The 21,240-nt window shown below is 34.6% G+C and carries 16 protein-coding genes; 9 read left to right on the forward strand and 7 right to left on the reverse strand.

Annotated features, from left to right (window positions below; genetic code table 11):
- Nucleotides 1-496: 496 nt before the first annotated feature.
- The 3 genes from F6K40_RS04670 to F6K40_RS04680 all read left to right on the forward strand — a co-directional run bounded on the left by F6K40_RS04670 (nt 497) and on the right by F6K40_RS04680 (nt 3,462).
- On the forward strand, nt 497-625 hold the full coding sequence (locus tag F6K40_RS04670) for a hypothetical protein (RefSeq protein ID WP_293132051.1): 129 nt from the start codon (nt 497-499) through the stop codon (nt 623-625).
- Nucleotides 626-664: 39 nt separating this feature from the next.
- Entirely contained in the window at nt 665-1,276 is a 612-nt protein-coding gene (locus tag F6K40_RS04675; protein ID WP_293132054.1) for a GUN4 domain-containing protein, read from the forward strand.
- Nucleotides 1,277-3,207: 1,931 nt separating this feature from the next.
- The gene (locus tag F6K40_RS04680; protein WP_293132057.1) at nt 3,208-3,462 is read left to right on the forward strand and encodes a hypothetical protein; all 255 of its coding nucleotides are present in this window, start codon (nt 3,208-3,210) and stop codon (nt 3,460-3,462) included.
- A 109-nt stretch (nt 3,463-3,571) separates the two neighbouring features.
- Here the strand turns inward: F6K40_RS04680 and F6K40_RS04685 are convergent, their stop codons facing one another.
- The gene (locus tag F6K40_RS04685) at nt 3,572-4,606 is read right to left on the reverse strand and encodes an AI-2E family transporter (protein ID WP_293132060.1); all 1,035 of its coding nucleotides are present in this window, start codon (nt 4,604-4,606) and stop codon (nt 3,572-3,574) included.
- An 811-nt stretch (nt 4,607-5,417) separates the two neighbouring features.
- Entirely contained in the window at nt 5,418-6,062 is a 645-nt protein-coding gene (locus F6K40_RS04690; RefSeq protein WP_293132063.1) for a Uma2 family endonuclease, read from the reverse strand.
- Nucleotides 6,063-6,087: 25 nt separating this feature from the next.
- Here F6K40_RS04690 and F6K40_RS04695 point away from each other — a divergent pair, with 25 nt between their 5' ends.
- Nucleotides 6,088-6,234 carry a hypothetical protein gene (locus F6K40_RS04695; protein ID WP_293132066.1) on the forward strand — a complete coding sequence of 49 codons (147 nt, stop codon included), beginning with the start codon at nt 6,088-6,090 and terminating at the stop codon, nt 6,232-6,234.
- Between the two features lie 245 nt (nt 6,235-6,479).
- Here the strand turns inward: F6K40_RS04695 and F6K40_RS04700 are convergent, their stop codons facing one another.
- Entirely contained in the window at nt 6,480-8,459 is a 1,980-nt protein-coding gene (locus tag F6K40_RS04700) for a bifunctional serine/threonine-protein kinase/formylglycine-generating enzyme family protein (protein ID WP_293132069.1), read from the reverse strand.
- A 160-nt stretch (nt 8,460-8,619) separates the two neighbouring features.
- On the reverse strand, nt 8,620-10,389 hold the full coding sequence (locus F6K40_RS04705; RefSeq protein ID WP_293132072.1) for a bifunctional serine/threonine-protein kinase/formylglycine-generating enzyme family protein: 1,770 nt from the start codon (nt 10,387-10,389) through the stop codon (nt 8,620-8,622).
- 321 nt (nt 10,390-10,710) lie between these two features.
- On the opposite strand from F6K40_RS04705, the gene glgX reads away from it, so the two are divergent.
- From glgX to F6K40_RS04725, 4 genes are all read left to right on the forward strand, one after another.
- Nucleotides 10,711-12,834, forward strand: a complete 2,124-nt coding sequence (gene glgX / locus F6K40_RS04710; RefSeq protein ID WP_293132075.1) for a glycogen debranching protein GlgX — start codon at nt 10,711-10,713, stop codon at nt 12,832-12,834.
- A 467-nt stretch (nt 12,835-13,301) separates the two neighbouring features.
- Nucleotides 13,302-13,937, forward strand: coding sequence for a hypothetical protein (locus F6K40_RS04715; RefSeq protein ID WP_293132078.1), 636 nt, complete (start codon nt 13,302-13,304; stop codon nt 13,935-13,937).
- A gap of 10 nt (nt 13,938-13,947) precedes the next feature.
- Complete coding sequence (locus tag F6K40_RS04720) at nt 13,948-14,943, forward strand: GUN4 domain-containing protein (RefSeq protein ID WP_293132081.1); 996 nt, start codon at nt 13,948-13,950, stop codon at nt 14,941-14,943.
- Between the two features lie 20 nt (nt 14,944-14,963).
- Nucleotides 14,964-17,792, forward strand: coding sequence for an SPFH domain-containing protein (locus F6K40_RS04725; protein ID WP_293132084.1), 2,829 nt, complete (start codon nt 14,964-14,966; stop codon nt 17,790-17,792).
- A 224-nt stretch (nt 17,793-18,016) separates the two neighbouring features.
- Here the strand turns inward: F6K40_RS04725 and F6K40_RS04730 are convergent, their stop codons facing one another.
- Nucleotides 18,017-19,315 carry an RNA-guided endonuclease InsQ/TnpB family protein gene (locus tag F6K40_RS04730; protein ID WP_293132087.1) on the reverse strand — a complete coding sequence of 433 codons (1,299 nt, stop codon included), beginning with the start codon at nt 19,313-19,315 and terminating at the stop codon, nt 18,017-18,019.
- A gap of 316 nt (nt 19,316-19,631) precedes the next feature.
- Between F6K40_RS04730 and F6K40_RS04735 the strand changes: the two genes are divergently transcribed.
- Entirely contained in the window at nt 19,632-19,955 is a 324-nt protein-coding gene (locus F6K40_RS04735) for a hypothetical protein (protein WP_293132089.1), read from the forward strand.
- Nucleotides 19,956-20,120: 165 nt separating this feature from the next.
- Here the strand turns inward: F6K40_RS04735 and F6K40_RS04740 are convergent, their stop codons facing one another.
- Both F6K40_RS04740 and F6K40_RS04745 read right to left on the reverse strand, forming a co-directional pair.
- On the reverse strand, nt 20,121-20,264 hold the full coding sequence (locus tag F6K40_RS04740) for a hypothetical protein (protein WP_293132092.1): 144 nt from the start codon (nt 20,262-20,264) through the stop codon (nt 20,121-20,123).
- A gap of 310 nt (nt 20,265-20,574) precedes the next feature.
- Nucleotides 20,575-21,093: a MerR family transcriptional regulator gene (locus F6K40_RS04745; RefSeq protein WP_293132095.1), complete on the reverse strand. Its 519-nt coding sequence runs from the start codon at nt 21,091-21,093 to the stop codon at nt 20,575-20,577.
- Nucleotides 21,094-21,240 lie beyond the last annotated feature (147 nt).

A 21,240-nucleotide genomic window follows, 5' to 3' on the forward strand; every position in this document is an offset into this window, starting at 1 on the left:
TAGGGAGTAGGGAATAGGGAATAGGGGGAAATAATTGATTATTTATCTAGGATAATTGATTTGATTTTTGATTGTTGGAGATGTCTATTAGTTATCAGTACCAATTGCTGAAGCTCTAGACTTGAAACGGCGTTTTTAACTAATTTTTTCAACCTTTCCTACTCAATAACTCCTAATAATAATTATTCATAGATTTCTGGCAGAAGTTAGGGAATAGGGAATAGAGAATAGGGGGAAATAATTGATTATTTATCTATGATAATTGATTTGATTTTTGATTGTTGGAGATGTCTATTAGTTATCAGTACCAATTGCTGAAGCTCTAGACTTGAAACGGCGTTTTTAACTAATTTTTTCAACCTTTCCTACTCAATAACTCCTAATAATAATTATCAATTAGCATTTCTGAATCCTTGATTGTTCAAAACTTGTTCAAAACTTGTTTAAAACTTGCTGATAAAAATTAGTTATTTTTGAGAAAAATTTAGGAGTAATTATGTCTAACGAATCAGAAATAAAAGAACCAATAACATCTACTTACATTGATGATTCTGTATCAGTATCAGAATTATCAATTGGCATTTCTGAATCCTTGATTGTTCAAAACTTGTTCAAAACTTGCTGATAAAAATTAGTTATTTTTGAGAAAAATTTAGGAGTAATTATGTCTAACGAATCAGAAATAAAAGAGCCAATAACATCTACTTCCATTGATGAGTCTGTACAAGTACAACAGAATTCCAGAGAGTTAGAATTATCAGAAAGAGTAGCTGAATTAGAAAAACAATTAGAGCGAGCACTAATGTTAATTTCTGATATTTACCTTTATGGAAAATTGAGAGACTTACTAGCAGCAGGAAAATGGAAACAAGCCGATCAAGAAACTGCAAGAGTTATGTTAGAAATATCTGGTAAAACTGATAAGGAAAACCTGATTCCAGATGATGTTATAAAATTTCCATGTAGTGTAATTCATTTAATCGATCAACTTTGGATTAAGTATAGTAATGGACTGTTTGGCTTTAGCGTACAAAAAAAAGTTTACGAAAGTACGGGTGGAACTTTTGATATTTCTCAAATCAATATGAAAGTTTTGCACAAAACTGCTGAAGAACTTGGATTGCGGTTAAATGGTAGAGATATACCTTATGAAGAGCTTAATTTTAGTCTAGAAGCGCCGAGGGGTTCTTTTCCTGTTGCTTGGTGGAATTCTCCTTATGGAGCTAAGTTAATAGTCTATTTTTTAGCTCGCTTGAATGCTTGTAATATTGATTGAATTTTTATCAATTTTTTGACTGTTAACAAGTAAAAATAGTCAAAACTATACTATAGGAAAGATATAAGTAAATAGTTGATTAATGGGTAATTGATAATGAATAATGAATAATCGATAATTACCTCTGGTTAAAACCGCAACGCAATTGAATATAAGGAAATATCGTAGCACTTTTTTTCCCTTGAAAGGGGGATACTTTTAACCTAAATTATTTAATTATTAATTATTCGGTAAAATTATTTTATTGGCATTGCTAATTTGAGATATGAGGTAAGTATTTGAGGTAAATTAACAGTCATTAATAGGAGAGTAAAATTATATTTGGTTTATAATAAATTTCCAGAAAAATACTTTGATAACTCCTGACTTATGACTGTTTACTCCTAAGAAATTATCATCTATATCATACATTCATTCAGCACAGCAATGGCAAATTATTTATAGATTGCGACTCTCATATTAATGAGGTACAAAATTTTTTTCTCTTTCATATTCCCTATTCGCTATTCCTGATTCTCTAAAATCAAAAAATTGTGGACTTGAGTAGGCAGAAAAAACATAGGACTACTATTGAGCTAGAGAGTGTTTTTCAACACAGTATTAATACTTGAACTGGTGGGATAAATTTACTTACATTTATGGCTAATAGTAAAGGTAGAGATTTAGTCACTAAATCCCTCAAGAAAACTAGCTATGTTTTGGTCAATATTTACGGAGTATTTTTTAATTGTCAATAGTTGTATATTTTTGTTTGCTTCCTATTTTATAATCCGTAATCCTTTCGACAAAGAGAAAATAAACTTTAGTATTTTAATCCCAATGTTTTAACCAGAGTTGCTGATAACTGATAACTGAAATGACTTCCTACTGCCTATTACCTTTTTTAGATTTAGTGATACATTAAGTATATTAATATTTAGATTTTCTAGTAGCTTTTTGGGTATTACTTCTAAATCAAAATTCACTGGTTATTTTTCATAGGTACTCATTAGACATCTCCAATAATCAAAAATAAAATCAATTATTTTCTCCTATTCCCTACTCCCTCTTTTCCGCGGAGGTCTATTATATATTATCGGATTTACATTTTAGATGTGAATAGAGATAGAGAATTATATATTTGAGAGAATAGAAAATAAGATGGTTTTTGGCAGAAGTAAAAATGACAATAATTATTTTACAACTCATCTGGAAATACTATATTAAATAGGTAGATCATTTCAGTTATCAGTTATCAGTACCTTATGCAATAGGAAGACTTGCAATACTAAGCGCGAATATTTTTTTTATCCCCTTAAAAAAAAGGCTTGAGACCTTATTTTTTGGTCAAATTAAATATAAAATGATGATTGATATAGAAAACTGGAATATCAGTAGATAGACCAAATTATACTAATTAATTACCATAAACTTTCCTATAATTGGATTTTATATTTATCAATATTATTTGTTCAAGTAAATACTTGATATTTGGTAACTTCGGTTATGAGGGAACATTATTTTGGCTCGCTGCCAAGTATTAGAAGAATGCATGAGAATTAGTATTATTTTTGCTAGACTTGTCAAGTATCGCAATCCTAAATAGGTTGCGGGTAATCAAAAAGTAGAAATAAACTCCTAAACTCTTACCAAAAAATGAGGGTATGCGCCTCCTCTTTTAAGAGGATGAAAAAAATATTTAATTCAGTATTTCAAGCCTCCGACTTCAGTCGGAAGTTCACTCTCTACTGATAACTGATAACTGATAACTGAAATGACCCATTGCCCATTGCCCATTCCCTATTCCCAAAAAGTAGCAAGATTTTTAACACGAATATGCGGAGGATTGCTATATATTTTTTCCCCAACTCCCTACTACCTACTCTCTGAAAAAATGTTAAATTAATGTTGCACGGGTACTTAATATATATAATTTTAGAGGTTACTTGATAATGGAGGAAAAAAAACTTAATTTGAAACAAGTTATATTTTCTGGAGTAATGATGGCTTTGATAGGTTCAGTAATTGGATTAGCCACAGCTGAGATGAGTAAAAATCGTTATCAATGTTGTAATTTGATTAAAATAGATAAAGGGTTTAGTAGCGCAAAAGCACCTCGTATTTATGCGACAGTAGGTGCAATTTTTGGATTTGCTATTGGGTCAATTCAAGAAACTGTGAGGTCTCTAACGCCAGAAGATGAATAAAAGTAATTTCAGTTATCAGTTATTATCAAAAATTTTGATTACTTTTGGCATTATATTATATATATCTATAAAAGATGCAAAATATTAACGATAAACTGTGGTAATTATTTCACGGGATAGAGGATGTTTGTTGCCAAGGATCTAAGATATCTTTGAATAAAGTTTCCTCAATCCAAGTTTTAGCTACTACTGTTAAAGGCAAAGCCAAAATCAAACCTAAAATTCCAAAAAAAGTAGTGAAGAAAATTTGGGATGCTAGGGTAACAGCAGGTAAAAGTGATACTTGTTTTGCCATAACAGTTGGACTTAGCCAATAACTTTCAATATTCTGAATAATAATATATAAAATTCCTACAGCAGCTATTTTCCAAGGAGCATCTAAAAGAGCAATCATTATGGGAAAAACGACACTCATAGTCGGACCAATATTAGGAATAAAATTGAGTAAACCTGCCAGTAAAGCATGAGTCAAAACTAAATCAATTTGTAATACTAATAAACCAATACCACTAAAAGTTGCCACAAAAAGAGAGTTAATTACTATTCCACCAAACCAATTTCCTAAAGCTACTTCGCACTTTGATAAAATTTCATCTGCACGTTGCCGATAAAAAGAAGGAAATAAAAGTAATCCTACTCCTCGATAAGCTTGAGCATTAACTAAAAACATTATGGTTAATACAAATACTAAAAGTACCTGCAAGAATACTATAAAAGTATTAGAAAAAATCTTAAAAAAGTTGCTAAATAATTGAGTACCTAATGTTTGTGTTTGTACTAGCATATCAGTGGCAGTGGGTGGTGCGGGAAATAAATCAGGTCTTTGTCGATATAATTGCACAAGTTGAGAGCGGACTTCTGTAAATACATCAGGTATTAGGGCAACTAATTTTTGAAACTGGGTAATAAAAGGTGGTACAACTAGCAACAAAAATAGGAGCATAATTAATGCTGCTAAACTTAAAGTAGCAATTACAGCTAAGTTTCTTTTAATACCCCATCTATTAAATTTTTGTACTAATCTATTCAAGGCAGTTGCTAAAATTATTGCAGCAAATATTAATAGTACAAGTCGTCTAATTTCCCAAAGGATATATAAGGAAATAAGTAAACTAAAAAAGCCTAACCATTTACCAAAATTCATATTTTTTGTTGTTTTGGAGTTGTGGGAGTTACTACTGCTGTGACAATTCGAAATTGAGGAATAAACCATTAAATTTTCTCTGTTATCTACTTCCCCCGTTTGTTTTCTCAGTAAGTCTCTCAACTTATCAATATAACCCACATTCCGCACTTCAAAATGTAATATTAAAGTGCGGAATGTGGGTGATAACGGGAGTCCCTAACAGCTATTTTCAGATGGAAAAGTTCCTCAGCAGTTGATTTTTTGGAAGCTCCAGAGAATGATTGGCGGTAATCTTAGGTTTTGGTAGCGATCGCTTTGATTAAAAATACTCTGATTTTGTGTTGAATAAATGGTCATATACATAGGCAAACGACCCCATCTAAATAAACTGTATCAGAATTTTTGAGGAAATGCAAGGCTAATATCTTGGGAGTTTTTTCAGGAGCTTACGAGAATGAAGATTTTGGTTGTGGGGATGGATGGCGATCGCTTCTAGAAATTTACAGATAATTGGAACTGTGAGGATAGGAATATGAAAAAATTCCTCAAAGGTTGATTTTTTCGAGTAGCTCTCACAGAATGATTTTGAGTAATTTTAGGTTTTGGTAGCGATCGCTCTGATTAAAAATACTCTGATTTTGTGTTGAATAAATGGTCATGTACATAAGCGAACGACCCCAGCTAAATAAACTGTATCAAAATTTTTGAGGAAATGCAAGGCTAATCTCTTGGGATTTTTTTGAGAGCTTTAGAGAATGATGAAGAAAGAGAGAATAGGGAACGTCAGGATTCTGCCACGGATGCACAGATGGATTAACGAATTTAATTTTTACTTTTTTTGAAATTCTTTTAATAACCAAGGATAAACTTGACCTTGGTTTGTTTGACAACTGCGCTGAAGTGCTTCTTCTAATAAAGAAATAGCTAAACCAGGCAAAACTTGAGACTGATCGATTTTTCTACTTCCTCCATTAGCAACTGTAAAAGCAATAATTTCTATATTTTGTACGTCAACTATCCAATATTCAGAAACATTCATTGCTTCATACAACAAACGTTTTTCACCTTTATCATCTAATAGGGAAGTATTAGCAACTTCAACTACTAGGGTTGGTGGAGGATAAATATCTAGATCGATAATAGAAGTTCCCCTAGGAATAATATTTGCATTTTCAGCAATGTAATAAGAGACATCAGGTTGAGCTTCTCGAAATCCAGTTTTGCGGTAGCTACAGTTATCTTTACAATTGAGGTTAATATTTCTGGTAGCAGCAAAGATACTAATAGCACCGATAATAACTGCATGGTCATTAGCGTGGTCATTTCCTACGGGAGACATTTCTATTCTAAGTTTTCCGTTATTGTAGTAACTTTTAGCTTTGTCGTAAGTTAGGTCTTGAATAGTTTGGATATATTCTTGCCAAGTTGCTGTTACCCAGGTGTCTGTGGGTAGTTGGGTTTGGGTTTGATTCATTGTTGAATAATTTTAATTTTTGGAGATGTCTATTAGTTTGTTAGTTAGAGCAGATTTTATCTTAGTGCAGCATTGGGAAAAGAGAAGCACACAAGGATTTGGTCACGGATGCGCTCACACGGATTTGGCCACGGATGCGCTCACACGGATTAGGCCACGGATATACGGATAGATTAACGAGTTTCTTTTTATTTCTGCTCACACGGATTAGGCCACGGATGCGCTCACACGGATTAGGCCACGGATATACGGATAGATTAACGAGTTTCTTTTTATTTCTGCTCACACGGATTAGGCCACGGATGTACGGATGGATTAACGAGTTTTCCCTCACTTTCGACGGACTAACGCGCGACTCAAAGGAAAGAGGAAAGAAGGAAAAAGGGAAAAAGGAGAAAAGAAAAGAGGGGAAGAATCCTAGGAACGAAAGGCAGAAAACACCGGAGAAGATGAGACGATCCGAAAACCCCTAATGTAGTTGAGGAAGTCGGCATCGTTATAGGAGCGTCTGGCACTGCGGCAAAGCCAAGAATAGTAGTTCCAGCTACCACCACGGAGCACTCTTATATTACTATGTCCTTCAGTTTCCCAAGCACTTCCGTCAGTAGGTGCTCCGTTATAATTATCGTGCCAAATATCCTGACACCATTCCAACACATTGCCGTGCATATCGTATAAACCAAAAGCATTAGGTGGAAAACTTCCTACATCAGTTGTTTCTTCTCTATATTTACCTTTAGGAGCGTTGCCATAAGGATAATTACCGTCGTAGTTAACTAACTCAGACGTTATAGTTTTTCCAAAATAAAATGGTGTTGTTGTTCCTGCTCGACAAGCATATTCCCACTGACTTTCACTGGGCAGTCTATAGGTTTTCCCAGTTCTCAAAGATAACTTTGTACAAAACTCTCTAGCGTTATGCCAATTTACATTTTCTACTGGGCGGTTTTCTCCTTTAAATTTAGAAGGATTTTCTCCCATAATAGCTAAGTATTGTTCTTGAGTAATAGGGTATTTGGTCATATAAAAAGGTTGGAGAGTAACTTGATGTTGAAGACTTTCACTTTGATCTCTTTCCTCCTCATTTTCTGGCGAACCCATAAGAAAACTTCCTCCAGGAATATAAACCATTTCTAACTTAATATCACTACCTAAATCTTCTATTTTTTGCCTAGCACTTCCCTGGGTACGGTTAGTAATATAGCCTGAATTATCGACAGTAAAAACATTAAAAGTAAATACCTCTCCTTTTTCTGATTCTGTTAAAGAAAAAACACAGGGCATTGATGATTGAGATATTTCTGGTGGAGAAGTAAATTGTTTTTGTGGTTGAGAAGTAAATTGAATAATTGATGGTTGAGATATTTGCGGTGGAACAGCAGACCGTGGTTTTATTTGATATTTAGGCTGAATAAAAGACAAAATTTCTCCTACATTTTTAAACCTTTTCTTAGTCGCTGCGACAATCATTTTATCCAAGATTTTTCCAACTTCATCACTCACTCTCGACTTTAAATAATCTCGCCAAACCCAATCACTTTCACTCACATCAAATAAATCAAAAGGTTCTACTCCAGTTAATAAATGAATACAAGTCACACCCAAACTATAAATATCGCTAGAAAAAGTTGCTTTTCCTACTGCCTGTTCTGGTGCAGCATATCCCGCAGAACCTATCACAGTTCCGGTTACAGCTAAAGCAGTCATAGTGGCATATTTAGCTGCCCCAAAATCTACCAATATAATATTATTCTCTGGCGAGATAGAAGTTTGAACTGGATTAATTTTCTCTGGCGAGATAGAAGCTTGAACTGGATTAATTTTCTCTGGCGAGATAGAAGCTTGAACTGGAGCTCCCATTGGATAAAATTGATTATTATTCTTTCTCCTAATAATATTCTCTGGTTTAATATCTCGATGAATTACCTGTTGAGAATGAATAAATTCCAACACGGGCAACAAACTTTTTAATAATTCTAAAATTTGACTTTCATCAAAAGCACCCGACTCTTCTAATTCCTGTTGTAAATTTTGCCCGTCGATAAACTCTTGTACTAAATACTGTCGATTATCCTGAGTAAAATATGCGAAAAGTTCGGGAATTTGTAGATGTCTACCTAAACTATCCAAACGTTCAGCTTCTCGATCAAATAATTCAGCAGCTTTTTCCAAACTTTTAGTTCCTTGTACTTGAGGAAAAAACTGTTTAATTACGCAAAAAGGCTTTGAAGGTTTGTCTTCATCTACAGCTTGAAAAGTTATGCCAAAACCTCCTTGCCCGATAATTTTTAGAGCGCGATAACGTTCTCTTAAAACTAATTTTTCACCACAGCTTTGACAGAATATTGTTTGTGGAGGGTTAAGTTTTAAACAGTCAGGATTTAAACATTGAGTCATTTCTGAAAATATGGGGATAAACTTCTATCTCATTCCCATTCTCTAAATGGAAATTTAGGGTATTTGTTCATAATTTTGATGGTGATTTTTTCCACACGCTAAAGTGGGAGGGGGAGAGGAAAGAGGAAAAAAAAAGACAAAGAGAAAAAGGGGAAGAATCCTAGGAACAAAAGGCAGAAACTACCGGAACAGAGGAGACGACACGAAAACCCCAAAAGTTGTAGAAGTTTACGGCAAGGATGCAGTTACGCCTGGCACTCCGGCAATTCCTAGAATAGCTGTACCAGCTACCGCCACGGATCACTCTGTATGCTCCAAAGAGCGATTTCAAAAATCCCTTTTCTTCAGATTCCCAAGCACTACCATCATTAGGCGCTCCATTATAATTATTGTGCCAAAGATCCTGACACCATTCCCAGACATTCCCGTGCATATCGTATAAACCAAAAGCATTGGGTGGGAAAATTCCTACTTCAGTTGTTTCTCCTAGACATTTACCTTTAGGAGCATAAGCATAAGGAAATTTACTGTCGTAGTTAACTAAGTCCGACGTTATAGTTTCTCCAAAATAGAAAGGAGTAGTTGTCCTGGCACGACAAGCATATTCCCACTGACTTTCGCTGGGCAGTCTGTAAACTTTCTCAGTTTTCTCAGATAGCTTTTGACAAAACTCTCTAGCGTTACGCCAGTTCATATTTTCTACTGGGCGCTTTTTTCCTTTAAATCCAGAAGGATTTTCACCCGTAATGACTTGATATTGTTCTTGAGTAATGGGGTATTTACTCATATAAAAAGGTTGGAGAGTAACTTGATGTTGCGGACTTTCATTTTTATCTCTTCCTTTTTCATTTTCTGGAGAACCCATGAGAAAACTTCCCCCAGGAATATAAACCATTTCTAATTTAATTCCATTACCTAAATCTTCTATTTTTTGCCTAGCACTTTCCTGGGTGTGGTTAATAATATTGCCTGAGTTATCGACAGTAAAAACATCAAAAGTAAATAGCTCTTCTTTTTCTGATTCTGCTGTTGATTGTTGAGATATTTGTGGTGAAGAAGTAGACAGAATCAGAGACAAAATTTCTCCTACATTTTCAAACCTTTTCTGAGTTGCTCCAACAATCATTTTATCCAATATTTTTCCAAGTTCATCACTCACATTTGACTGTAAATAATCTCGCCATATCCATTTACCTTCAATATTGTCAAATAAATCAAGAGGTGTGACTTGAGTTAATAAATGAATACAAGTTACACCCAAACTATAAATATCGCTAGCAAAAGTTGCTTTTCCTACAGCTTGTTCCGGTGCAAGATATCCAGCAGAACCTATAACAGTTCCCGTCACAGCTAAAGCACTCATAGTGGCATATTTAGCCGCCCCGAAATCTACCAATATTAATTGATTATTATTCTTTCTCCTAATAATATTCTCTGGTTTAATATCTCGATGAATTACTTGCTGAGAATGAATAAATTCCAACACGGGCAACAAACTTTTTAATAACTCCAAAATTTGACTTTCATCAAAAGCACCCGACTCTTCTAATTCCTGTTGTAAATTTTGCCCGTCGATAAACTCTTGTACTAAATATTGTCGATTATCCTGAGTAAAATATGCGAAAAGTTCGGGAATTTGTAGATGTCTACCTAAACCATCCAAACGTTCAGCTTCTCGATCAAATAATTCAGCAGCTTTTTCCAAACTTTTAGTTCCTTGTACTTGAGGAAAAAACTGTTTAATTACGCAAAAAGGCTTTGAAGGTTTGTCTTCATCTACAGCTTGAAAAGTTATGCCAAAACCTCCTTGTCCGATAATTTTTAGAGGGCGATAACGTTCTTTTAAAACTAATTTTTCACCACAGCTTTGACAGAATTTTGTTTCTGGTGGGTTAGGTCTTAAACAGTCAGGATTTAAACATTGAGTCATTTTTAGTTATCAGTTATCAGTTAAAAGCTCTTTCAGTTATTAGTTTATCAGCAAAATTTGTAGGGTGCATTTAATTTTTTAAATTTCTTATCAGTAATGCCAATAACTCTTTTTATTTATTTTGGGTAGTTATTGAGATATTCTAATAGAAAGAAACAGGTAGAAACAAGCTGAAATATTGACATTCCTATGTGGGAGTTTGGAGTAGGGTTTGGAGACCAAACCCCTACCTTAGTTTTGGTGTTCAAGCTTTAATATTATTTTCATGTATCATTACATATAAAAATAGTCGTCTAATTCTGAAGAACTCTCGATTTATTTATGTATGTACCTCTTTGGCCTGGAAAACCATATCCCCTCGGAGCATCCTGGGATGGTAAAGGCACTAACTTCGCTATATTTTCTGAAAATGCTACTAGCGTTGAACTTTGCCTATTTGACAAGCAAAACCAAGAAACACGACTCACCCTGACTGAAGTTAGTAACTTTGTCTGGCATGGTTATGTACCAGGTATAGGTCCAGGTCAAAGATATGGATTTCGAGTACATGGCCCCTACGAACCATCCCAAGGTCATCGTTTTAACCCCAATAAACTACTAATTGACCCTTACGCCAAAGCAATAGATGGGGATATCCTTTATGGTCAAGAAATATTTGCTTATTCTTGGGATAATCCAGAAAAAGATTTAGGCTGCACCTTAGATGATGATGCTCATCTAATGCCAAAATCTTTGGTGATTGATGAAAGTTTCGATTGGGGAGATGACCAACTATTAAATATTCCCAACCACAACACAATAATTTATGAAATTCATCTTAGGGGGTTTACTAAACTCCATCCTGAGATTCCAGAAAATCTGAGGGGTACTTATGCTGGATTGGCACATCCTAGGGCGATCGCTTATCTCCAATCTCTAGGGATTACGGCGGTGGAGTTAATGCCAGTTCATCATTTTCTCCGATACCCAGGACATTTAGTTGATAAGGAGTTATCTAATTATTGGGGTTATGACTCGATTAATTATTTTGCTCCTTACAGTGGCTATAGTTCTAGTGGTAAGGCAGGGGAGCAGGTTCGAGAATTTAAAGAAATGGTCAAGGCTTTGCATAAGGCTGGTATTGAGGTGATATTGGATGTGGTTTATAACCATACAGGGGAGGGTAATCATCTGGGTCCGACTTTATCTTTCAAGGGTATTGATAATGCTGCTTATTATCGTCTAGTAGAAGATTACCCCCGCTACTATATGGATTTTACTGGTTGTGGTAATTCTCTGAATGTTCGTCACCCCCAGGTATTGAAGTTAATTATGGATAGTCTGCGCTACTGGGTGACGGAAATGCACGTTGATGGTTTTAGGTTTGATTTAGCTTCAGCTTTGGCGCGGGAATTATATGAAGTAGATAGTTTGGCAGCTTTTTTTGATATTGTGCATCAAGATCCGGTTATTTCTAATGTGAAATTAATTGCTGAACCTTGGGATGTTGGAGAAGGTGGTTATCAAGTTGGAAATTTTCCTCTATTGTGGTCGGAATGGAATGGTAAATATCGAGATGCAGTTAGAGATTTTTGGCGAGGGGAAGAGGAGACATTAGCTGAATTTGCTTATCGTTTTACGGGTAGTTCTGATTTATATGCTGCTAATGGTAGGTTGCCTCATGCGAGTATTAATTTTGTAACTGCCCATGATGGTTTCACTCTCAACGATTTAGTTAGTTATAACGAAAAACATAACGAAGCAAATGGGGAAGATAATAATGATGGAGAGGAACATAATCGTTCTTGGAATTCTGGAGAGGAAGGAGAAACTGAGGACTCAGATATACTAAGTTTAAGAAATCGTCAAAGGCGGAATTTTTTGGTGACTTTAATGTTGTCTCAGGGCGTACCGATGTTATTAGGTGGAGATGAATTTGGGCGGACGCAAAATGGTAATAATAATGCTTATTGTCAGGATAATGAAATTTCTTGGTTGGATTGGAATTTACAGGTAAAAAATTCTGATTTATTAGATTTTACTCGGCAGTTAATTTATTTCCGTTTTCAACATCCGGTATTTCATAGACGTAAGTGGTTTCAAGGTCGTGCAATTCATGGTTCGGATGTGAATGATATAGGTTGGTATAATCCTGATGGTGGAGAAATGACTGAGGAACAATGGAATATTGATTTTGCTAAAGCTGTTGGTGTGTTTTTAAATGGAGAGGAAATTCCTGCAAGTGGTGAGCGTGGGGAAAGGATTATTGATGATTGTTTTATGATATTTTTTAACGCTCATTATGAATTGATAGAGTTTACAATTCCTCCTAAGTTTCAAGATAGAAATTGGGTAGTTGTTGTTGATACGAGTAAGTCTCGTTTTGTGGAAAATGGTAAGCATTATCAAGGTGAAGTTCCTATTCCTGTGATGGAACGTTCAATTGTTGTTTTAAGGCGTTTATAAGCATTTAGGTATTAGCAGTCAGCTATCAGATTTTTAAGGAATGAAAAATTATTTGTAAGCATTTACTTATTAGCTATCAGCTCTCAGTTTTTTAATTAATAGGGTGCATCTGAATATTTGTAAAAATACTTTTTTTCTATTGCCTGTTGCTTATTACTTTTTCCTAAAATGCTATAAATTTTTGGCTTTGTTTAAAATTTAGATGCACCCAATAAATGAAAAAATCATTCGTTTAACTTCCTGTTCAAATTGATTCTTAATTATAGGTCATCCGGAATTAGTAATTTATCAATTGATATATAAAGATGTGCCACTAACCAATCAACATAGTATGGGAGAAGCAACTATTTTAAGCTTGGGTACTGCATCTCTATAGGTCTTTTAGGACTAAAGGATAAAGAGTAGAGCTTTCTATTCGCGTTCAATAAAAGAAATTAAATAAAGTAAATATCTGGTACTTCAAGAAAATGGCAAGAAACTATTTACAAGCTTTAGCTAAAGCACTTTCTAAATTAGCTGGTCCTTTGGGCAGTCCTCTTGAATTTTTCCTTAGTCTCTATCAAGATAAACAAACACAAAAGCGTAAAGCTGAATTAGATGAAATGATAGTCGAAGGGCAAAACCTGAGCCGTGAAACTCTTGCTGAAATATTTGAAGCTAGAAGCGAAATTAAAGAATTAAGAGAACAATTTATCTTGGAAATGGAAATTGGTTTTTCTATTCTGGCTAAAAATACGGCATTAATATCTAGTTCAGATTTAGAAGAAAGTCTTCCTGGTTTGATGGAAGCATATAAGGAAAAGTTAGAAGCAAGTGGGTTGATTACATATGAAGTTTTAGCTGATGAGCTTTATAAGTATTATGAGAAAGATGCCTTACTTTTTTTAGCACATATTTCTCCTTATTTTCCTGTAGGAGAAGTTCACAGTTGTGCAGCTTTACCAGTTATTATTTCTGATTTTTTAACTAGGTGTTCTGGTAAAGAATTAAAGCAACAAGCTAAAATATTTAATGCTTTAAGTAAAAAAAATCCAGGTAGTGAACCTTTAAAGGTAAAAAGCTTAATGCTTCAAGAACAAGTTATTAATCAAATAGGGGAATGAGGAAATATTTATGGCTAGTGAATTTCAAAAGGTTCTAGACGAGGTTAGAAAACGAAGTGATAATTATGAAGATATTGAAGATGTTAAGGGGGAGATTATTGACAATCTTGTAGACGTTTATCAAACACAGCCATCTTTATTTACTACTCATCTAAAAGAAGGGGGATTTGATATTGGTAATTTGAGTATAAATCAACCTCTGCGAGTAATTATATCTGATTTTTTAAGTCAATCTAATGGTCTAAATATAGATGAATTATATAAGATTTTTAGTAAGTTATATAAAAGAAATAACGGTATTAAGCTATTAAAGGAAATTAGAGATACATTAGAACCAGCTAAAAATTCAACAACTAATTTTTCTGCTAAAAATACACCACTACCAGATTTATCAATACTATCAATATCAGCTCCTCCTATAGAGTTTCCTATAGATAGCAAGGTTCCAGAAAAACCAGAAGAAACTACTATTTTAGAGCCAAATTTAGACCCAGAAATTTATGGGAAACTAGAATATTTTCTGCAAAACCAGCAATGGAAAGAAGCTGATTTGGAAACGATGAGATTAATGATAGAAATTGCTGACAGTATTGAAGGCTATAATTATGTTCAAATAAATAGAGATTTGATAACATGGCTAAACCGTGAAGAAATTAAAAAAATACCTGATGAAGCCTTAAAAATCATAGATGAACTTTGGTTTAAATACAGCAACGGTAATTTTGGCTTTAGTGTTCAAACAAAAATTTGGCGCGAATCTAAAGGCAGGCAAGGAGAATTTAATTTTACAATTTACCAGAATAAATTTGCTAAATCTATCGGTTGGTATGATGGTAAAAACTGGATAAAAAAGTACGATGACTTTAATTTTTCCAGTGAAGCAAAACCAGGGCATCTTCCTTCTTTAAGTTTTCCCAATCAAAAAAATAACGAGATTAAGTGGAATTTATGGAAGGAAACTTTTGAACATTTTTTACCACGTTTATTTAATTGTGGATTAATTTAATAAACTAAGGAATCAAAAATATGAAAAAAAGGGTGATTTTGGCAAAAGCAGCTATCCTCCTAACCATAGCTAATATTGGTTCTTTGAGTTTAGTAAATAAGTCTAAAACACAAGCATTAGCGGAGGAATCTAATCAAGTATTTATAAATGAAAATTTCTCTCCATCAAAGCTTTCAAGTACAAATTTATCAACTCTAACTACCCAGCAAGTAAGAAATTCTCTAAATAACCAGTCACCACCTGTTGTTTTAGCACAAGTTTCAGGGGGGGTAGGAGCAATAATTTTCGTACTTATTTTGATAGTTGGTACAGCAATAGTCATTTTCATCTTTATGACAAGAAAGATGATTGGCAATGATGAAGTTGGAATTGTCTACAAGAAGTTTGCCTTAAATCCTTTTCTTAGTCTTCTTCCAGGAAAAACAATTGCTCTTAATGGAGAACCGGGTATTCAAGCTAAAGTTCTCTCTCCCGGACTACATTGGGGATATTTTCCTTGGATGTATGAAATTACAAAAGAAAAAGTTACCAGAATAGGTGAAGGCAAAATTGGTTTAGTAGAAGCTTTAGATGGTCAACCTCTTCAAGTAGGACAAAATTCTGGTAAAGCTGTCGAATGCAATAACTTTCTAGATGTACGAGCCTTTTTTGATAATGGGGGTCAACGGGGAAAACAGCGAGCAATTTTAACTACTGGTACTTATCGAATTAATACAAAAATGTTTCTTGTTAAGCAAGTTCCTGTGACTGAAATTAGCCCTAATGAAATAGGATTAGTAGAAGCTTTAGATGGCTCTCCTTTAATTGGTCAAAGTTTTGCTCAGAGAGTTAATTGTAAAGATTTTCAGGATGCACAAGCCTTTTTTGATAATGGAGGTCAAGCAGGTCAACAACTGGCTCATCTAACAGTCAAAAAATATCAAATTAATATAGATATATTTAGAGTGAAAAAAGTCTCCATTACTACAATCAATGCTGGAGAAATTGGGTTAGTAGAAGCAAAATATGGAAAACCTTTAGCACAGGGAAAAAATTTTGCCGAGAAAGTTAATTGTGATAATTTTCAAAACGCACAAGCCTTTTTTGAGAATGGAGGTCAAGCAGGTAAACAGCTTGCTACTTTAGAACCAGGCAATTACGACATTAATACTGAAATATTCAAAATTCGTAAAGTCTCTATTATTTCAATTCCTCCAGGAGAAATAGGACTGGTAATAGCTAATGATGGAATTTATATTTCAACCGAACAAATATTAGGTAAGGTGGTGGAATGTGACAATTTTCAGGATGCAGAAGCATTTATCAAAAACGGAGGACAGAAAGGTAAGCAGCCTGCTATTTTGACGGAAGGTCAACACAAAATTCATACTGATTTCTTTACTGTAATTACTACTGCTAATGCTCATGAATATAATGAACATCCAAAGAATTTAAAGGTTTGTAAAATCAACAAAGGTCAAATTGGTATTGTAACTACTATGGCTGGGCAAACCCTCCCTAAAGAGGAAATTGCTGGACAAGAAATTGAGGGACATGATAATTATCAAAATGCGCAGAAATTCCTAGATTCAGGAGGATACAAAGGCTTACAAGAGGAAGTTCTCAAAGAGGGTGAGTGGAAGCTAAATCCTTGGTTTGTCACAGTTGAACAGATACCAGTAACTGAGATTGAGCAAGAAGAGGTAGGGGTTGTGATTTCTTCTGTTGGGAAAAAATATGACATACATGATGATGATCCGAGTAGCTCCCAATATCAACAATTAGTTGACCCTGGGTATAAGGGAGTTGAAAACAAACCTCTTACTGCTAATACTTACCCCATTAATACCAGAGTTAAACAAGTTAAGCGAGTTCCAAGTACCCAAATTATACTTAACTGGTCAGATAAGGAAAAAAATCCTTTTAGTTATGATTATGAACTGAAAACAATGAAGCTAACTTCATCGGATGGTTATAAAATTTCTGTAGAGTTTACTCAAATTATTCGTATTCTTCCTGAAAATGCTCCTAAAATGATTTGTCTATTTGGTTCTAAAGAAGACAAAATACCTTTTATTAATCAATTTGGGGAAAAAATTTTTACATATCCGGCTGTGAAAAATCTAGTTTCTCGTGTACTGACAAAAGTCGTTTCTGGTTATTTTAAGCAAGCTGCTACTGGTAAAACTGCAATTGAATTTCAAAATGGAAGAGCTAGTTGTCAAGAAGAGGCAGAGGTATATATAAATTCGCGTCTGGCAGATATTGGTGTTGAAGGATGTGGCACTGTTATTGATGAAATTGATTTGCCCAAAGAATTAGATGAACATAGACAAAGATTAGAGAAACAAAAGCAAGAGAAAAAAGAAGCTCAAGCAAAAACTGAAGCAGAAAAACAACGTCAAGAACTGGCTAAAGCAGAAAAAGATAGACAAGAATTTGAATTAGTAAGAGATGCTGAAATAAATAATAAACTTTCTCAAATGGATACTCAGGCTAAATTACAGAAAGAACAATCAGAGTTAGAAATATATCAAAAACGGCTAGATATTGAAACCTCTCAACAAGAAAAAATTAATCGAATAGAGCTTGATGCTCTGCGTGCCAGAATTACTGCTCTTAGTCCTGAACTTTATGCTCAACTAGAATCACAAGGAAAATGGGCGGATGCACTAGCTCAAATGAAAATTACTTTTCCTCAAATTATGATGACTGGTGGTAATAGTGGTTCGGGAGACTCTGCGAATTTATTTAATTTATTAGAAATAGAACATTTAACTGGACTTGCAGACCGCCTTCAGCTTAACCAAGGAACATCCACACCTTCACTTTCTATGCCAGCAACAAAAACTTCTCTTCCCCCAAACTAAGAACAGAAAAGTTTACCAGCACATTCGGCTGAACTTAAGATTCCAGTTGTGTTAGTAGTAGATACATCTACATTCCATGTCTGGCGAACGTATTGATTCCTTGAATTCTAGAATTTCTGCTTTTAAAAAAGAATTTGAACCGAGTAGCAAAATCTCCCAATCTGTGGAATTAGCCATCATAACTTCTAATATTGACTACTCCCCTGGCTGAAGCCGAAGGGATTCTAAGTAGATACTACGCAACAGGATAAATCCTTGTTGCTTCGTCTTTTTTTAGCTGACCAAAGATATATTCTTTGGGGACAAGTCAAAGTGCCCCTACACAGTCGCCTTAAGTCTAAACTTAGCTTTCTGCTTACTTTTGTGATTATATTTGCAGCCCCATTACAGTCTGCATTAATTAACCAATTATTACTACTCCTATACAAACCACGCTTTATTCTTTTTCCTGATGGTTTCCAATCATCGGGTTTTTCACCATAATTAGGCAGATCATCACCATCTAAAAATGAAGCAATACTTGTATAACTTTCTTCTGTTTCTACAAAAATAATCCCAGACTCTTCACATAATTGAGCAATTCTTTGTTTGAGTCTAGCAGTAGGAATTTGTACAAATTCTGAGTTGTTTTTCTTTCCTAATTCTATTTGATTTTTACTACCTTGATTCCAGCCAAAAACAATTGTACCAATCTGATTTTTCAAACAATGATTAATGACTATTCTAGCTGCTTTGTGAATACCGTCACGCATTTGGCGGTTACGCTTTTCTGTAATTGCAGCTAGTTTATTTGACCAAAACCCTTGAGGTTTGTTTTCTTTAATAGTTGATATCTGTTTGTTGTACCAACGATTCATTGATTTGAGCTGTTTACCATCTACTATCAAGCTAGTATTTACATTAGATACACAGGTCAACCAATTATTTAAACCATGGTCTATTCCTAATACATTGTCTGGATTTAACAGAGTTTTAACTACTACTTCTTTTTCATAGACAAATTCCCAATAAAAACATCTGTTTCTCGGTAATAGCCTCAGCTCTTTGATCGAAGCAAAGTTGAGATTGCTTGGTATGGGAATGAAAAAGCTATCTATTCCAAACCAGCGTTTACAGGTATTGCCTAATGGTATTCGGATTTGATTACCTTTTAATTTTAGTGATTGTTTGGGATAACTAACTGTAGCCATTCCTCCTTTTTTTCTATAGTTAGGTATTCTGGGTCGGTCTGAGATTTTACCTGCAAGATATGCTTTAATTAGACCATAATAAGACCGAAACGATTCAGTTACAGTTCTGAGTATTTGTTGTGCAGCTTGGGAATAGAAAACTTTATAGTGATTGTTGTGTTTGTAGACCTTTTCCAGGTCATACTTGCCAATAGCTTTATGAGACTTAAAAAATAATTGCCGAGCATAATATATGCCCATGTTAGTTAGCTTGTGAGACTGTTCGCACAAGAATGTTAAAATAGGAATTAGATGAGAGTTTTTACTTACCTTAAGTTGCTGACAACCATACATTTTTTCACCTTAAAAGTTAAGTTAATTATACTATAGCAACGCCGAATCAGATGTGAGAATCTAATGGACAATCAATCAAGACATTTTCTGATTCCCACAACTATTGATGTATAGTTCTTTCTGATGAATCATTCCTGAGTGCTATATAAGAGAGGACGACTAAAGTGGTCTGGCCTCAACGGCTAGCTCGTTTTCATCCCCGCTCTGAAAGAGACGGGGCCTTCAACGTCGCCTTTCGGTAATAAGCGAGAAATTCAAGATTTTGTAAATTATAGATGAATTTGCTCTATATCCTCTCAAAACTGAAGGAGAAACTATGATGGGTAAGGGAATTAATTTAGCATTACAAGAAATAGAAAATTATCAGGACTATCAAAAACCTTGGTTATTTTATATTATAGGCCCCGCAACGAACAACAATTGGCAACTAATGGATAAGGATTGGCAAAAATCTACGCAACGTGCTTGGAAAGCTGTAGAGGAAAATAAACTCAATTTTTTTGTAGTCAATGTTCAGGGAATAGATAGGATTAACCTGATAAAATTTGCCTCTCCTAAAACATCTCCCAAGTTATTCGATGAATTTCAGCAATTATTCCACTCGATAGCTGAAAATCTCAAAAAAAGTTTCCAGGAGTGAAGAAGGAAGTCCTACTATTTAGATTCTCTCTATTACAGAATCCGCAAAAGATGAGGATTGATTATTAGACACTATTCTGTAGGGGCGAATAGCTATTCGCCTCTAGTGGTCTACCAAAATGAAAACCGTTGTAATATTATTGTCTTCCCTCAAGAGAGTTTCTAGTTAAGGATGAGCGATCGCCAAACATTTTTCTCCAAATCTAGCCAAAAATAGTAGAACCCCTGAAGGTATCTTTAAAAACTTAGGCAATAAAGAATTACAAACTTTTTCATTCTCTGAAGCTCCTGAAAAAAATCGGCGCGTCAAAAGATTATCGGTTGCATCCTCACAAAAATTGTGATACCATAAAAATCATCAGGGGTCGTTCGCCCATATACATGATTTTTTATTCAACCAAAAATAGCATTGTTTTTCAGCGATAGGGCGACCTTCCCCTTTGCTACCCAGATGAAACGCGAACTCGAACGCTGCAGAAAAGAAAATCAACCTCTCAAGATATCAAATGGGTTCTATGGGTTCTATAGATTATGAGCGATCGCCACAAATCTTACTCAAAATTCATCCAAAAACGCTATATATAGTAGTGAAAAACTATAACGTTGCAGATATATAGTGTTTAACCTTTCGACTTTTTCCTTTTTGCCCGCTGCTGAAGCACTTCCGGAGGAGGACCATAATCTCCATCACTAAAATATACTCGCTCTACTATATGTTCCGGTTCTACTTCAATCCACAGACGGGCACCTCCGGCTTGACTATTATTAGGTTGATGAGGTTGATAAACGATTTGGCAAGGTCCTTTGATTTTCAGAGCGTGGCAATAATCCTTTTTATCTCCTACCTTCACAGCAAGTGCTGAATAAGAAGTTCCATGATCTCGGTTGTAATCTATAGTCTTTCGTAGAACATGAACAAAAGTATTAGCTGTACGCCTATTTTTATTCCAAGAGCCTTCAGGACCACGGCGACCTGGTGTAATTTCTGGCATTCCCCGTTTGTTTAATGGAATCATCCAACGTCTCCCATCTTTGTAAGCATCTCGAACACGACCTTCATTCAGTAATGTTCGTAATCTACCTGTGGAAATATTGAGTAAAAATGCTGCTTGTGTTGTAGTTGCTTTTTCTATAGTCATAACTATAACGTCTGGGTTTTTAGATTTTAGAATATTAACTCTTAGCAATTAGACCGAGAAACTGAAAACCAAATTTCATCAATTTCAATTATAATTTTTTGGATAATCATAAAAAACATATATTCTCAAATAATATTTGATCGAAAA

This window comes from Okeania sp. SIO3I5 (assembly GCF_010672085.1).
Classification (GTDB): Bacteria; Cyanobacteriota; Cyanobacteriia; order Cyanobacteriales; family Microcoleaceae; genus Trichodesmium.